Source organism: Planktothrix sp. (genome assembly GCF_046067725.1).
Classification (GTDB): domain Bacteria; phylum Cyanobacteriota; class Cyanobacteriia; order Cyanobacteriales; family Microcoleaceae; genus Planktothrix.
Genome location: NZ_JBJUDF010000056.1, coordinates 1 through 14,496, shown reverse-complemented (window position 1 = coordinate 14,496; position 14,496 = coordinate 1). Strand labels below are relative to the sequence as shown.

Genomic DNA, 14,496 nt, shown 5'->3' with positions numbered 1-14,496 from the left:
AAATCGATCTCAATCTGGAGACCGAGACAACAGAAAGCCTTCTCGATTTTCAGATGACAGAAAGCCTTCTCGATTTTCAGATGACAGAAAGCCTTCTCGATTTTCAGATGATAGAAAGCCTTCTCGATTTTCAGATGATAGAAAGCCTTCTCGGTTTTCAGATGACAGAAAGCCTTCTCGATTTTCAGATGACAGAAAATCCTATCGGTTTTCAGATGAACAATCTGATAAATATCGGAAAAATTATCAAGAAAGAAATCAATCTTCTCCTAATTTTGAACCTGAACAACCGACAACAGAACAGCCACACAAATACTTGGAGGAACGTCAACCTCAAAAACACCAACATTCCTTACCCTATCCTCAAAGAAGTCAACGCTTAATTGAAGCTAGTAAGCCTGAAATTGCAGATGAATCTACCGAGTCCTTTGATGTTGAGAATGACTTAATTTATGGACGGCGTACTGTTCAAGCTGCATTAGAAAATGAACGGTCATTTAGTCGAATTTGGGTGGTTTCTCAACTTAAATCCGATCCCCGATTTCTAGGGTTATTGCAAAAGGCAAAAGCCAACGGTGCAATATTGGATGAAGTCACATATCAACGCTTAGATCAACTTACCCAAGGTGCTAATCATCAAGGTATCGTTGCTCAAATTTCCCCCTATACTTATCAAGACTTTAATGAATTAATTGAAGTTGCTAAAGCCGCTAGTTCTCAACCTGTAATTATTGTTGCCGATGGTATTCTTGATCCTCACAATTTAGGGGCGATTATTCGGACAGCAGAAGCTATTGGAGCTCAAGGTTTAGTGTTGCCTCAACGTCGTGCAGTGGGTATTACCTCAACGGTGATGAAAGTCGCGGCGGGTTCATTAGAAACCTTCCCTGTTGCCAGAGTGATTAATCTCAGTCGTGCTTTAGAAGACTTAAAAACAGCAGGATTTTGGATTTATGGCACTTCCGCCACCGCCGAAAAAACCTTATCAACGGTAGAATTTAATGGGGCAATCGCGTTAGTAGTTGGCAATGAAGGAGAAGGATTAAGTCATTTAATTGAACGCAATTGTGATGTTTTAGTGTCAATTCCGTTGTCAGGAAAAACTGCTAGTTTAAATGTTTCTGTTGCGACAGGAATGGCACTTTATGAAATCTATCGCCAAAGAAATTTTCAAGCTCAAAATCTGAGTTAAACTCGGAATAAAAAGATGCGATTGGGTTATCATGATCCCGGTCAACGATTTCATGATAACCTTTTATTGTTATAAGATTTCAGAGCAGTTCCTTTTAATTGCTTTGAAAAATTTCAGGATGTTGAGTCAGCCAATAATCAATATCATTGAGTACAGTTTGAGGAATTTCCCAAGGGAATAAATGGGCAGTATTAGAATAATAGTAAAATTGAGAATTGGGTAAATTGTCTGAAGTTTCTTGACTCGATATTGCTGTAATATGGCGATCGCATTCTCCGGCTAAAACTAAACAAGGACAGTGAATTTGGGATAAGTTTTCTAAACGATTATATCCTAATCTTAAGGCTTGGTTTAAAGCATCAGTCGCAAACCCTGAAGTTTGAAGAAAAGCGGGAACTGCGTCTTGTGCTAAATAGTGATAAGTTATTTTCGTGTGTTGTTGAATTAAATAACGAAACAGTGATCGCTTTCCCAAGGTTTCAATATTCCATCGCCAACTCGGAAAGATCCAATTAATTAATCCTGCTAAACCGGTATAAACATAATCGAATATAGAAATTGGGGGATGATTTCCTCTTGGTCTAGCGGCGGAAGCAATTAAGATTAAACCCTTAACTTTTTCGGGAAATTTCAAGGCTAATTCTAAGGCTAAAATTCCACCTAATGACCATCCTAAAATTAGACATTCATCAATATTAAATTCTTTAAAAAAAGTTTCTAAATCCTGTAAATGTTCTTTCATCTCAAACCGTTGACGGGTGTAGCTTTTTCCATACCCTCTTAAGTCCGGTGCTAGAGTTAGATACTGTTGGGAAAGATGATGAGTAAATACAGACATACACTGACTAGAACCGGGATGTCCATGTAAACAAATAATAGGGAAGCCTTGACCTTGTATTTGTGTATTTAATCGCAATTTTTTACTTTCCTTTTCGAGACTTTATTGCCGATATAGCAACTAAAAGAGTCATTAAAGTTGCCCATTTTCAACGATATATTTTGCTATTTTATTAACAGATTTACTAATTTGGGGGACATTGGCCGTATTATTATCAATCGCTGTAATAATATATTTTTCTCCATTAATTTGAGCCGCAACAGTTGTGCCAATCACCCTAGAATTTTGTCCGGTTTTTTCCCCTAACCATTTAGTTTTCGGTAATCCTTGTAACCCAGCATAACCAATGACTCGATCATATTGACGATTTAACGCATCAATTAACACCTGGGAGGAAGGATGTTCATAATTATAAACTTCTACCATCATTTCTGTCAGTTCATTACTGGTTAATCGATTTCGTCCTTTCCCCGGACGCCAAGGCATAATATGATCTCCCATTAATTTAAAATTAACTCGTGTAAATTTATAGCCTTCAGCGTCTAAAAATTTATTAATATAATCTGAACCTAAATAATCAATTAATTGATTCGTTGCAATATTGCTACTGTGATCAATCATCACTCCCATTAAATCTTTTAAAGAGTAAGATTGACGAGCTTGAATGGATGAAGCATCTTCTGTAAAATTTCCTCTTTCGACCATAACTTTTTGGTCTAAACTAATTTTTTCTTCGGCGGTTTTGTGTAAAAGAGCGATCGCAACGGGAACTTTAATTAAACTGGCGGGACTCGCGGGAGGTTGATTTCCTCGTAAATCAACACAATCTCTTTTTAAAGTACAAACCGTGAGCATGGCTTGACGAGTTAACCCGCTTTCTTGACGAATTTGTTCTAATATTTTTGCCCGTGCATCTAAGAGTTCATCGGTAATTTCTGATAAACTAGATTCGTAGTCTTTAATTTTTTCAGAAGTTTGACGTGCTAATAAAGAATGAGGTGGAATTTCTTGTAAATTATTAATTGCTTTTTGCCATAAATCTTGAACTTGTTTTCGTTGCTGAGGAGAGGGATCATCAGGATTAGCTACTTTTTGAGCTTGGGTTGCTAAACGGATCGCTTGTTGCCAATTATCTTCAGCCCGTTCTTCAACTAAAATTTGAACTTCTACCGTTTTTAACTTTTGTAATAACGTTTCATTGGGTTCAAATTGAAGCGGATCAGTAAATAAAGAATTAAAAAAATTAGGTTCAGGTCGTTCTTTTGGAGGGGTTTCTAACTCTTGAATTAAGCGATCGCGTAATGTAATTAATTCCTTTAAGGAACGAGCACCATAGAGGTCAGAAGCAGTTCCAAATGAAGGGAGGGTTTGAGTTAATCCAATACCCGCGATCACAGCTATACTACCGCTTATTGTTGTAGCCCAACGCCAAAAGGAACGCATCCTTAAACTCCTCACACACACTTCATGGGTTTGAGACCTTGAATGAACGTCTGTTTCTGACTGAGAGATATTCTTAGCCCAGTTGATTAAACAGATGAGATCCGAAATTAGATTACCATAATTAACTGCTTGTGCAAAATAAATTGCTTCAGAAAGGGAACAGGGAACAGGGAACAGGAAATTAAAAATGTGTAAATAATGATGTTCGGGTACTGAGCAAGAGCTTTTCTAATTTACATAAATTGAATTAAACTTCAAGATCTAAACCGATGCTAAAATGACTTATTTATTGCGTCTTTTTATTGCTTTTTTAACTAATATAGGAATTTCCGAAGGACGTTTAGCAACTAGAACTTCAGCCGCTTTAAAGGCAGCAATTTTGCTTTCAACGGTTCCCGCATCCACCATATTACTGACAACTTTTGACGTCATTAATAAACTCGCATGACCTAACAGTTTAGTCGCTGGAGCGTGTAATCCCGCAATATAAGCAACAACAGGGGTATCAATGGCTTCCGCAATATAAGAAGCCGCTTCTTCCTCGCTAGTTCCGCCCATTTCTCCGACTAACACAATCACATCCGTATTTTCATCTTCATCTAAAATTTCTAACCATTGTAAAAAAGAAGAACCCACAATAAAATCACTGCCAATACTAACAGCAACCGATTGACCTAATCCCGCTTGAGTTAATTCTGCTGCGACTTCATAAGTTAAGGTACTACTGCGGCTTAATAATCCAATATTTCCAGGTTTATAAAATTCACTAGGATGAGTTCCTAATAACAATTGATTGGGGATAATAATCCCCGAACAATTAGGGCCAATGACTAAAGTTTCTGTTGCTTCTGCCTTACGAACTAACGCCACCATATCCAAGGGAGGCATTCCTTCAGTAATAATAATTAACTGACGAATGCCTGCCGCCATTGCTTCTAACGCTGCATCTAAAACTTGATAAGGATGAGCAAAAATAACACTAATATGAATTTCTCCGACATGAGCAAGTGCCTGTTCAACTAAATCAAATACTGGAATTTCATTTAACTGCTGCCCTCCGTGACCGGGGCTAACACAGGCAACAATTCGAGTGCCATAGGTCTTCATTTGTACCACTGCATGAGTCAAGGATGGTGAGATTGTTGTTCCTTGTACAATCACTTTACTATCAGGAGTTAAATTCATATTTGATCATCCCATTTGGAGGAGGTTATATCCGACGTGATAAACAAACTATTTCACTTTCGTTAAATTAATCGCTGTATCAACAGCCCAATCTAACCGCTCAAATAAATTTACAGGTAAATCAGCCAACTGTTCTTGACAGGATTCAGGTTGAATTCCAGCTAAACAAAACACAAATTGAGGTAAAGTATGGGTTCGAGCTTTACGTTTTAAATATCCGGCGATTTCCCCTAAGAATCCAACACGAATCGTGGGTTGAATCCAGAAATTAGCGATGACAACTTTAACCTGTTTTGATTGGGTTACAAGGTCTATTCCCCGATATAACCGTTGGCGAAAATCTTCTGTAATTTCATAATGATCTGCCCCACCTAAATTCAGGAAATTAGCGGGTTTACCAGATGATTGAATGACTAAATCTAAGGTTGCCATGGTTAACCCTGCCCCATTACACAAAATCCCAATATTTCCTTCTAATTCCACTAAATTCAGTTGAGGATGAAATAATTCCTCAGAAATGGTTGGTAGAGAAACAGAATTATAGGATTGTTGAGCTTTAAGAAGCATAATTAAATCTTCATGTCGTCCTAGAGCACCACTATTAGCAATCACTTTTCCATCTAAAGCCATCACTTCCCCGGTAGGACTAATCCCCAAGGGATTAATCTCGACCAAATCTAAATCTTTCTCCACAAATAAACGGTACATTTTTTCAACAATGGCACTTACCGAGAGAATTAAATCTCCCTGTAAACCCATTTTTAACATTAACCGTCGAGCATAAAACGGGGAAAAATCTTGATCAACAATTACTTGCTGAATTTTAGACAGGGTTGCTTCCACATTCACCCCGCCCTGTTGCGAACCCAATAGCACCGGACGCCGCGACCCCGGATCGAGAGTAACGGCTAAGTATAATTCCCGATCCGCATCATATTTGGCTTCCGCTAACAACACTTGAGGACATTCACCGCGAATCGGTAAATTAAAAATCATTTGAGCAGCCGCAACCGCATCAATCGTATTTTCCACAAACCGAATACCCCCGGCTTTTCCCCGTCCCCCGGCTCGCACTTGGGATTTGAGCACCACCGGATAGGGAATGGTCAAACCCTTTAAATCTTGAGCTTGATCAATCCGTTGTGAGGGTAACACCGGAATCGACATTTGACGAAATAACGTTTTAGCTTGATACTCTAACAAATCCATGCACACCTTCCTCATTCAGGCGTTAGGGTTCCTTGATGAACGGTCTTGACCCACTTGAGTCGTTTGGGACGAATCGAAATCCGAGCCGTTGTACTTCCCACTACTAATAACCAGTGAAGCATATAGACCGTACCCCGGAGTGTATCTATCCAAAGAGTTAACAGTTTTGGGAACCGCAGCGACTCTGATGAACTGGGTTGAGAAGGGCTTCCTTTGGCAGATTGAAATGCGGCTAATTCCCCATTTTTTCTGAATTGAGTTTGACGAATTCGCCGTAAACCTAGAAACATCCCCAATAAAGAAAGGGTAACGGTAAAACAGGTTAAGGGAGTGGTTAAGGGTAGACGGCGCTGAATTAACGACAACACCAAATCAGGAACCGCCGCCGTCGGTAAGATATATTGGGTGATGCAAAAACCCAACAAATCAATCGTTTTTGGGGTTCCCATACGATTTTTCACAATTAAACGCCAATAATCTAAATAGCGTTGATAACCACCTTCTGCCCAACGATTGCGTTGATGCCATAACGCTTTAAAATGGGTGACGCCTTCTTCATTAACTGGAGGAAAGGACAAGCATTCAATATCCCACTGATCTAAATGCAAACGAATGGTTAAATCTAAATCATCGGTAATGGTTTCTTCATTCCAACCGCCACAACTTAACAACGCTTCCCGCCGGACAAATTGACCATTTCCCCGTAGTTCTCCAATGCCACCAATGGTAATTCGTTGTTCTTGGAAATAAGCATCCAAAGCCATCTCTGCGGCTTGGGAACGAGTCCAAAAGTTTTCTGAGGCATTAGCAATGGCTTTTCGTACCTGAACCGCCCCCACTTGAGCCGTTTTAAATAGGGGCACAATATGATTTAACATATCCGGTGCTATTTGAGCATCCGCATCAAACACCCCTAAAATTTCCCCTTGAGTTAAAGGTAAAACTTGATTTAAAGCCCCAGATTTACCTCCTGTAGCATCGGCTGAACGCCGTAAAACCTTAAGTTGTGGATACTCTTGGGTCAGTTTTTCCAGAATCACAGGGGTTTGATCGCTGCTATTATCATCAACAACCCAAAGTTCATAACAATTTTTAGGATAATCTAAGCTACAAAGATTTTTAACTAAACGACCAATCACGGCTTCTTCATTTTTAGCCGCTACTAATAACGAAATATAGGGCCAATCTTGTTGCGAGGGTTCCGATAAACTTTCTTTTTGAGGCGACTTAGCTAGGAACACTCTCAGGGCATGAATGGATAATAAACCCGTTAATCCTAAAATAAACCCCATTCCCCAAGACACAAAATGCAGAGTCATGATTCCAGCCCAAATCAGGGTCAGAGCTACAGCCGCTTTTTGCCGACGACCTTGATACCACTGAGGACAAACGGTGAAGGAGGACTGTTGTTGATTGAAACGGGTATCAGAGTGGGGTGAGGTGACATCCATCGAGGGATAAACCATTGAAGCGGCATTCTCGCCGAAACTACTATTTTGCTGATTTCCCCCAGGTGTCCAAGTCGGAGATTGTTCAGGATAGTCTTGATCATCGCTTAGGGCGTTGATGTCACCGTTGTATAAGCTATCAGCATCGTTTTCTGGCCAAGACTGTTTCGGCATAGATAATCTGATTTAACCCTTAATATTCGTCCAATCTGCTATCTAGTATCCAATATTGTGACACTTGTTAACGTTTTGAAACAGATTAACTGTTGAAGGCCAATCAGGGAAAAGGGAACAGACAATAGGGAATGGGGAATTACGAATTACGAATGGGCAATAGGGAACAGAGAACAGAAATTTCTCCCCCTGCTCCTCTCCCTCCCCTGCTCCCCCTGCTCCCCTGTTGGGATCTCAGCTACATTAGAAGTGATCAATGCAAATTGCAGGAAGATAAAAATCTATGACTGATCCCACAATGGCTTTAACTCAACTCAAAGTCGCCGACAAACGGGAATACGTGGTTTATATTCCCTACTATGATGAGAAAAAGCGTAAATATTTACCTTATTCGATGAGCCTTTATAAAGAAAAAAGTTTAGAAGGCGCTCGCAACATTGATGGTGGAGATGGTATTCCTTTTGTGGCGACTTGGAATGTTTCCTCTTTACCGGCTGATTTAACTCGGTGTCGGGTTCAATTTGATGGGAATGCCGATCTCAGTTATGAGGTGATCCTATCTAACCATGAATTTATTAAGTATTTAATTGAAGTGCTGCAAAATTTTAGCCGAACTCGGACAATAGATTTTTCTCAGGAGTTCTATAGACGCTTATTGCATTTGGATCGTTAAGCACCGTTGCGGTTTTTGACTGTGGGGGAAACCTCTGGGGTTACGGTTGTCTCCAGTGGGTTTCCCAACTCCTAGAACTACTCCACCAGGTTTTGCTGACCTTGACGACGACTAGACAAGCTGACACTAATCAGGTAACTGATGGCAACCGATCGCTACAATTCAAATTTTCAACACTCAAGAACAACGATAAAATTTAAGGAATACGGTTCACGGATTCACCCTACAATAGAAAAGCGATTGTTTAACTAGAATCGGCTAATTCCTTGAGGATTTTCAGGGTTCACCCAACGAACAGGAAAATGTCATCATTTGTTGAATTTAATGAAATTGTATTGAGGAGTAAATTGCGTGGCTGAATCTGTCCAGTATTTATTAATCGGATCAACCGAGCCTTACACGGGTAAATCAGCAATTGCCTTGGGTCTGGCGGATCTATTTCAAACTAAAGGCTTAAAGATTGTTTATGGTAAGCCTTTGGCAACGGATATGGGTGATGGAGAGGGTGAGGATGCGTCTGATGCTGACCTTCAATTTATTGCTCAAACCTTAAAACTGTCTCACGAACAACTCCGATTTCCAATTTTAACCTTAGATGAAACTACAATTCGTCAGCGTTTATTGGATAAAAATCAGGAAAACTATCCTCAATCCCTGACTTCGTATCTACAAAAACCTTCTGTGGATTTAATCTTATTAGAAGGGCCAAGAACGTTACAAGAGGGGTTATTATTTGACTTATCTGTACCTCAAATGGCGAATCAGTTGGATGCTTCTGTTTTGCTTGTTGTTCGTTTACATTCCCACTTGGCTTTGGATGATTTACTCTATGCTCAAAAAGATTTAGGAAAGCGTTTATTAGGAATTGTTATTAATGATGTTTCTCCTGATGAATTGGAAATTACAACCTCTGAAATTCAACCATTTTTAGAAGCGAAGGGAATTCCTGTTTTTGGAGTGTTACCGAGGAATGACGTTTTACGCAGTGTCACGGTTAAAGAATTAGTTAAACAGTTAAAAGCTCAGGTGCTTTGTTCTAAAGAACGATTAGATTTAATGGTAGAAAGTTTGAGTGTGGGTGCGATGAATGTGAGTTCAGCCATGAAGTATTTTAGTCAATCTAAAAATATGGCTGTTGTTACCGGTGGCGATCGCACAGATATTCAATTAGCGGCTTTAGAAAAATCTACCCATTGTTTAATTCTCACGGGTCAACTTCCCCCTGCACCCATGGTTTTAAGTCGGGCTGAAGATTTGGAAGTTCCGGTTTTATCGGTTGATCTCGATACGTTAACGACGGTAGAAATTATTGATCGAGCCTTTGGTCAAGTTCGCCTCCATGAACCGGTTAAAGTTGAAGCGGTGAATCAACTGATGAAAGAATATTTTCATCTGGATCGCTTAATTCAACGGTTAGGAATTTCCTTTCCCGTAACTGCAATGAATTAATATGTTCAACGTCGGTCAGGTGATTGTAGAGATGTTATCAACAGCGTCTCTACAAATCGTTTAAAATTATAGAAACTATCTTTAATTTATATAGAAATAATAATAACTTTCCTATTTTTATAGGATAATAACATACTAATATTGTCCAAGCTAAATCATTAAAGAATGGGGAGCCATTCCCTCATTTATACTATTGATTCTGATTATTTTTTAACTTCAAATTTACCCGATTTCGATGGATAATAGCTTCAGCAGAATTAGGTTGTATTTCCAAGGCGACCCCATAGGAACGATGAGCATCTTGATAACAATTCATTTGTTCAAAGGTCATTCCTCGACGAATCCAGGCTTGATAATGATCCGGTTTCCGTTGAATTACTTTATCATAAACATTTAACGCATCTCGATAACGTTGGGCTGATTCTAAAGCGATTCCCCATTGTAACCAAGTTGAAAAGGATTCTGGCCAAATTTTCACCGCTTGCTGAAACGCTTCTGCGGCTTCAGAATACTGTTCAACCGCTTCTAAAGTTTTCCCTAAATGTACCCAAGCGTCAAAATTATCGGGTTGTACCCGAATCACTTTTTTATAAGCAATAATTGCTTCATCATAGCGTTCTAATTTTTCTAATGCTTCTCCCCTTTGTAATCCTGCTTTTGTTGCTAAAGTCGTATCTTCTGTGGTCATTTGTACCACTTTATCATAGGCAATTAATGCTTCATCATAGCGTTCTAATTTTTCTAATGCTTCTCCGCGACCATTCCAAGCATCCATAAAATCCGGTTGAATTTGTAAAGCATTATCATAGGCAATAATTGCTTCTTGATATTGTCCAAGTTCACATAATGCTTTTCCTCGACCAAACCAAGCTTCAGGAAAATTAGAATTTAATTGGGTGGCTTTATCAAAAGAAGCGATCGCTGATTGATATTGTTTTAAATTTAATAAAGCTTGAGCGCGACTAATCCAAATTGCCGCCGAATCAGGATTAATTTGTAAAGCTTGATTTAAACAAGTTAAAGCGACTTGATGTTGTTGATGATGCAACAACGCCATACCTTTATAAAACCAAACTTCATAATCTTGGGGTTGGAGTTGAATCACCGTATCATAGGACGTAATCGCTTCAGGATATCGACGTAATTTTTGTAAAGCAATTCCGCGATTAAACCAAGCTTGATGACTCTTGGGTTGTAATTGAATGGCTTGATTATAAGATGCGATCGCATCAGCATATTTCTGTTGACTAAATAACATTTCTCCCCGATTAAACCAAGCTTCATAATTAGCAGGCTGTAATTGAATGGCTCGATCATAGGAAGCAACTGCATCAGCATACCGTTCTTCATTCATTAAAGCATTAGCTTGATGATACCAAATCGAAGAAACATTCGGTTTAATTTCAATCGCCCGTTTATAAGAAGCGGCGGCAGCTTTATATTGTAATAACGCTTCTAATGCTAAACCCCGTTCATACCAAGCTTCAAAATTTTCCGGTTCAATCGTAATCGCTTTATCAAAAGAAGCAACGGCTTCTTCAAATCGTTCTAATTTCGCTAAAGAAATACCTCGAAACGTCCAAGCCCAATAATCTTCCGGTTTAATTTTAATCGCCCGGTCATAGGATTCTAAAGCGTCTTTATAGCGTTTTAATTTGCGTAAACTATTTCCTCGTCTTAACCAAGCAGAATACCAATTTGGTTTATAACGAACGGCTTGATCATAACGTTCAAAGGCAAATTCATACCGTCCTAATTTATAAAATCGATTTCCTTTGGTATATTCAGGCCATGCTTTGACAATGGCTAAAAATCCTAATCCAGAGGGAGGTTGAGGTTGTGGAGGAGACTCCACAGGAAAGAGGGAGGAGGTTAATTCTTCCGACATAGGGTGTTTGACTCCTGATAGATGGGCGAGCTCTCCTCACCCTAGATGCTAATAGTTTTAATTCTACTGAATCCCAACCCAGAAGCACGTGAACGGAAAATACAGTAGCGATTCAGTCCAGACAATGGCAAAATTGAAAGGGTTTGGCTGTGGTTCGCCATGTTGGCTGCACATCTAATACAGTTATAGGGGTTAGGTTTTTAGGAGGTTGTGCAATTTCAATGAGTATTCAAGAGATTTTCGCCAAGGGTGGGCCAGCAATGTGGCCCTTGCTGATTTTATCGATTTTGTCGATTAGTGTGATTATTGAACGGATTTGGTTTTGGATTACCACCTTGACCAAAGAAAAACAAATTGTGAACCGAGTGATTGATTCTGCGCGGCGAGGACAATGGGGGAAAGCTCATCAAACCGCCAAACAATCCAGTAATCAACCGATGGGACGTTTTCTCTATGCTCCGCTACGGTTACAGTCCCCTGACCCAGAATTATTCCGCTTGGCGTTAGAAGCAGCAGCCGATGAAGAATTAGCCTCGATGCGCCGAGGAGACAAAATTTTTGAGGCGGTGATTGCTATGGCGCCTTTGTTGGGATTGTTAGGAACTGTGTTAGGGTTAATTAACTCCCTTGGTTCCATTCGCTTAGGAGATATCGGGACTTCATCCGCTTCAGATGTAACCTTGGGAATTGCAGAAGCCTTAATTACAACCGCAACCGGATTAATTGTTGCAATTATTAGTTTGGCATTTTATCGATTTTTTCAGGGGTTAATGTTTAATCAAGCTAAAATCTTTCGTAAAGCCGGAAATGAATTAGAATTGTTATATCGTCAGAATTGGCCTTATGCTAAATCTCAGTTACAAATTCTTGAAACTGAAGAAGAAGAGGAGGAGGAAGAACGAGAGGAACCGATTTTGAAACATTTGTTTGCAGATTCAGAGAATAATAATAATGCTTCGGTAGAACCTGAAAAAAACCTTAAACCTAAAAAGAAATCTGAGATTCTGGATGAAGAGGAAGATGAAAGATAAACGGTGAACTGCTTTCTTAATCCCATCTCAAGATATTAATCACAAAACTTTTATGAAAATTAGAACTGATTCAACCCCTGATGAAGCCCGAATAGAATTAATTCCCTTAATTGACGTGGTGTTTTGTATTCTCACCTTTTTTATTTTGGCTTCCTTACAATTAACTCGTCAACAAGCGATTAATGTGGATTTACCTAAAGCCAGTACCGGAGAAACCCAAATGCAGAAAATGCTAATTGTGGGGATTGATACGGCGGGACAAACTTATATTGAACAACAACCCGTTAATCAAGATCAATTAGACCGAACGTTATTACGATTTCGTCGTTGGAATCCCAGTGGATTAATTGTCTTATATGCGCCGAAAGAAGCCCGCTATAACGATGTTGTTCGAGTTTTAGACCGTTTGAGGGCAATTGGTGGGGAACGGGTCGCCCTAGCCACGTTACCAAGCTCTCAAGACATTCAACCCCCTACCAATCCATTAAACCCCAGCTTAAATCTTCCTGCTAATCCCTCAAATATTGCTCCTCCGTTTGCCCCTACAACCCCCAATTCTGGCGATGTGTTACCTCCTCTTCCTCCGACCTTACCCAATGCACCCAGCAATCTTCCATCTCAGAATAGTCCAGTTTTAACGCCTTCTATTCCACCTTCAGATGGTTCTAATCCTTTTGCACCTCAAATTCCTCCAGCCAATAATACACTTCCCTCTCAAACTCAAGAACAACCCAGCTTTTAATTGTTCGCAAAAATCAAGAACAAAATATCGTCAGTTTTAGGAAATGAACTAGGGGAGAATATCCCCTGATTTTAGTTTTTCCTGAGATCACCAACCTAAACCCTAAAATCTTTTTCTTTGTGTTTTCTATTCTGTCCGATAATTCGCAATCATTGTTTTTGCTAATGCAGGTAATGGTAAACCTGGAGGATAAACTCCTTGTTCTTTAATACTTCTAATACTCGATTCTGGAATTGCAATTTTTAAATAATTTGCCACTGATCGTACCACATCTCCGCGATCAATCATTCCGGCAACTGCACCCGCCGGAGATAAAACTGTAATTCGGCGCAGTTGTTTCTCTTCCATTTTATGAATCACTTCGACTAATGAAGCTTTTTCAGAGATGGTAATCAGTTCATCTAAAGGTTGAACAATGTGATTTAAGGTCTGAGTTTCCCATTGACTTCGTTCAATCACTCGCAACGCCTCAACAGGAACTAACCCGCGATAACGACCATCAGATGCGGCAAAATAAACCGGAACAACATCAACCCCAATTAAATATTCATCGGCAAATTGACGTAAGGTTAAATCAGCATCTACCACTCGGAATTCACGGGTCATTGTATCCGTTGCTTTAATCTTAACTAAGGCTTCTTGTAGATCCGTAAGACGATTATAAGACCCGGCATTTTGTAACACAAACCAACCTATTAAAGCAATCCATAATCCGCCATAACTTTTGGAAAATAGAAACGCAGATAAACCCAAAGAAACCCCTAAAATTCCTAAAAATTGTCCTCCTCTAGCAGCCCAACGCACTCCAGAAAAGCGATTTCCCGTGATTTTCCACACCATTGCTTTGAGCACTTGTCCACCATCAAGGGGCAACCCTGGGATTAAATTAAAAATACCTAAAACTAAGTTAATGCTCGCTAAATCTTGGGCTAGGGAATAAATTAAACTGGAAGGAGGTAAGATGTAAGTAACAAGATTGAGGATAAAAAATAAACTAAAACTGACCAACGGGCCAGCGATCGCCACTTGAAATGCTTGACCTGGGGTTTTAGATTCTTGGTCAATGGAAGCGACCCCTCCGAAGAGAAAAAGGGTAATCGAATTGACTCGAATTCCTTGAGATTGAGCCACTAAACTATGACCAAGTTCATGTAATAGCACTGAAGCAAATAACAAAACTGCGATCGCAAACCCAGCCATCCATGATAAATTCGGCCCCCATTG

At 39.6% G+C, this 14,496-nt stretch carries 13 protein-coding genes; 6 read left to right on the top strand and 7 right to left on the bottom strand.

Annotated elements, in window-relative coordinates; translation table 11 throughout:
* Both ACKPEB_RS03315 and rlmB read left to right on the top strand, forming a co-directional pair.
* Nucleotides 1–383 (top strand): hypothetical protein (locus ACKPEB_RS03315; protein WP_408963367.1); only part of this gene is annotated, 383 nt, incomplete at its 5' end.
* Nucleotides 317–1,192 carry a 23S rRNA (guanosine(2251)-2'-O)-methyltransferase RlmB gene (gene rlmB, locus ACKPEB_RS03310; protein WP_408963366.1) on the top strand — a complete coding sequence of 292 codons (876 nt, stop codon included), beginning with the start codon at nt 317–319 and terminating at the stop codon, nt 1,190–1,192. The genes ACKPEB_RS03315 and rlmB, both read left to right, overlap by 67 nt.
* Nucleotides 1,193–1,286: 94 nt before the next feature.
* Here rlmB and ACKPEB_RS03305 read toward each other — a convergent pair whose 3' ends face one another.
* From ACKPEB_RS03305 to ACKPEB_RS03285, 5 genes are all read right to left on the bottom strand, one after another.
* Nucleotides 1,287–2,108, bottom strand: coding sequence for an alpha/beta fold hydrolase (locus tag ACKPEB_RS03305; RefSeq protein WP_408963365.1), 822 nt, complete (start codon nt 2,106–2,108; stop codon nt 1,287–1,289).
* Between the two features lie 54 nt (nt 2,109–2,162).
* Entirely contained in the window at nt 2,163–3,473 is a 1,311-nt protein-coding gene (locus tag ACKPEB_RS03300) for a serine hydrolase (RefSeq protein WP_408963364.1), read from the bottom strand.
* A 282-nt stretch (nt 3,474–3,755) separates the two neighbouring features.
* Nucleotides 3,756–4,658, bottom strand: coding sequence for a succinate--CoA ligase subunit alpha (locus ACKPEB_RS03295; protein ID WP_408963363.1), 903 nt, complete (start codon nt 4,656–4,658; stop codon nt 3,756–3,758).
* A gap of 48 nt (nt 4,659–4,706) precedes the next feature.
* Entirely contained in the window at nt 4,707–5,867 is a 1,161-nt protein-coding gene (locus ACKPEB_RS03290) for an ATP-grasp domain-containing protein (RefSeq protein ID WP_408963362.1), read from the bottom strand.
* Between the two features lie 11 nt (nt 5,868–5,878).
* Entirely contained in the window at nt 5,879–7,489 is a 1,611-nt protein-coding gene (locus ACKPEB_RS03285) for a glycosyltransferase (protein ID WP_408963361.1), read from the bottom strand.
* A 298-nt stretch (nt 7,490–7,787) separates the two neighbouring features.
* On the opposite strand from ACKPEB_RS03285, the gene ebsA reads away from it, so the two are divergent.
* A complete protein-coding gene (gene ebsA / locus ACKPEB_RS03280; protein WP_408963368.1) occupies nt 7,788–8,162 on the top strand; it encodes a type IV pilus biogenesis protein EbsA in 375 nt (124 codons plus the stop codon).
* A gap of 351 nt (nt 8,163–8,513) precedes the next feature.
* Nucleotides 8,514–9,611 carry a phosphotransacetylase family protein gene (locus ACKPEB_RS03275; protein WP_408963360.1) on the top strand — a complete coding sequence of 366 codons (1,098 nt, stop codon included), beginning with the start codon at nt 8,514–8,516 and terminating at the stop codon, nt 9,609–9,611.
* A 190-nt stretch (nt 9,612–9,801) separates the two neighbouring features.
* Here the strand turns inward: ACKPEB_RS03275 and ACKPEB_RS03270 are convergent, their stop codons facing one another.
* Complete coding sequence (locus tag ACKPEB_RS03270) at nt 9,802–11,499, bottom strand: tetratricopeptide repeat protein (protein WP_408963359.1); 1,698 nt, start codon at nt 11,497–11,499, stop codon at nt 9,802–9,804.
* Nucleotides 11,500–11,720: 221 nt separating this feature from the next.
* Here ACKPEB_RS03270 and ACKPEB_RS03265 point away from each other — a divergent pair, with 221 nt between their 5' ends.
* Nucleotides 11,721–12,530, top strand: a complete 810-nt coding sequence (locus tag ACKPEB_RS03265) for a MotA/TolQ/ExbB proton channel family protein (protein WP_408963358.1) — start codon at nt 11,721–11,723, stop codon at nt 12,528–12,530.
* 52 nt (nt 12,531–12,582) lie between these two features.
* Nucleotides 12,583–13,272, top strand: coding sequence for an ExbD/TolR family protein (locus ACKPEB_RS03260; RefSeq protein WP_408963357.1), 690 nt, complete (start codon nt 12,583–12,585; stop codon nt 13,270–13,272).
* A 126-nt stretch (nt 13,273–13,398) separates the two neighbouring features.
* Here the strand turns inward: ACKPEB_RS03260 and ACKPEB_RS03255 are convergent.
* A partial coding sequence (locus ACKPEB_RS03255) for a site-2 protease family protein (protein WP_408963356.1) occupies nt 13,399–14,496 on the bottom strand: 1,098 nt, incomplete at its 5' end.

What these genes read in the sequence shown, in the direction of transcription:
- ACKPEB_RS03300 (WP_408963364.1), bottom strand. Translation starts at nt 3,473, where the DNA reads ATGCGTTCCTTTTGGCGTTGGGCTACAACAATAAGCGGTAGTATAGCT.
- ACKPEB_RS03295 (WP_408963363.1), bottom strand. Translation starts at nt 4,658, where the DNA reads ATGAATTTAACTCCTGATAGTAAAGTGATTGTACAAGGAACAACAATC.
- ACKPEB_RS03290 (WP_408963362.1), bottom strand. Translation starts at nt 5,867, where the DNA reads ATGGATTTGTTAGAGTATCAAGCTAAAACGTTATTTCGTCAAATGTCG.
- ACKPEB_RS03285 (WP_408963361.1), bottom strand. Translation starts at nt 7,489, where the DNA reads ATGCCGAAACAGTCTTGGCCAGAAAACGATGCTGATAGCTTATACAAC.
- ebsA (WP_408963368.1), top strand. Translation starts at nt 7,788, where the DNA reads ATGGCTTTAACTCAACTCAAAGTCGCCGACAAACGGGAATACGTGGTT.
- ACKPEB_RS03270 (WP_408963359.1), bottom strand. Translation starts at nt 11,499, where the DNA reads ATGTCGGAAGAATTAACCTCCTCCCTCTTTCCTGTGGAGTCTCCTCCA.
- ACKPEB_RS03265 (WP_408963358.1), top strand. Translation starts at nt 11,721, where the DNA reads ATGAGTATTCAAGAGATTTTCGCCAAGGGTGGGCCAGCAATGTGGCCC.
- ACKPEB_RS03260 (WP_408963357.1), top strand. Translation starts at nt 12,583, where the DNA reads ATGAAAATTAGAACTGATTCAACCCCTGATGAAGCCCGAATAGAATTA.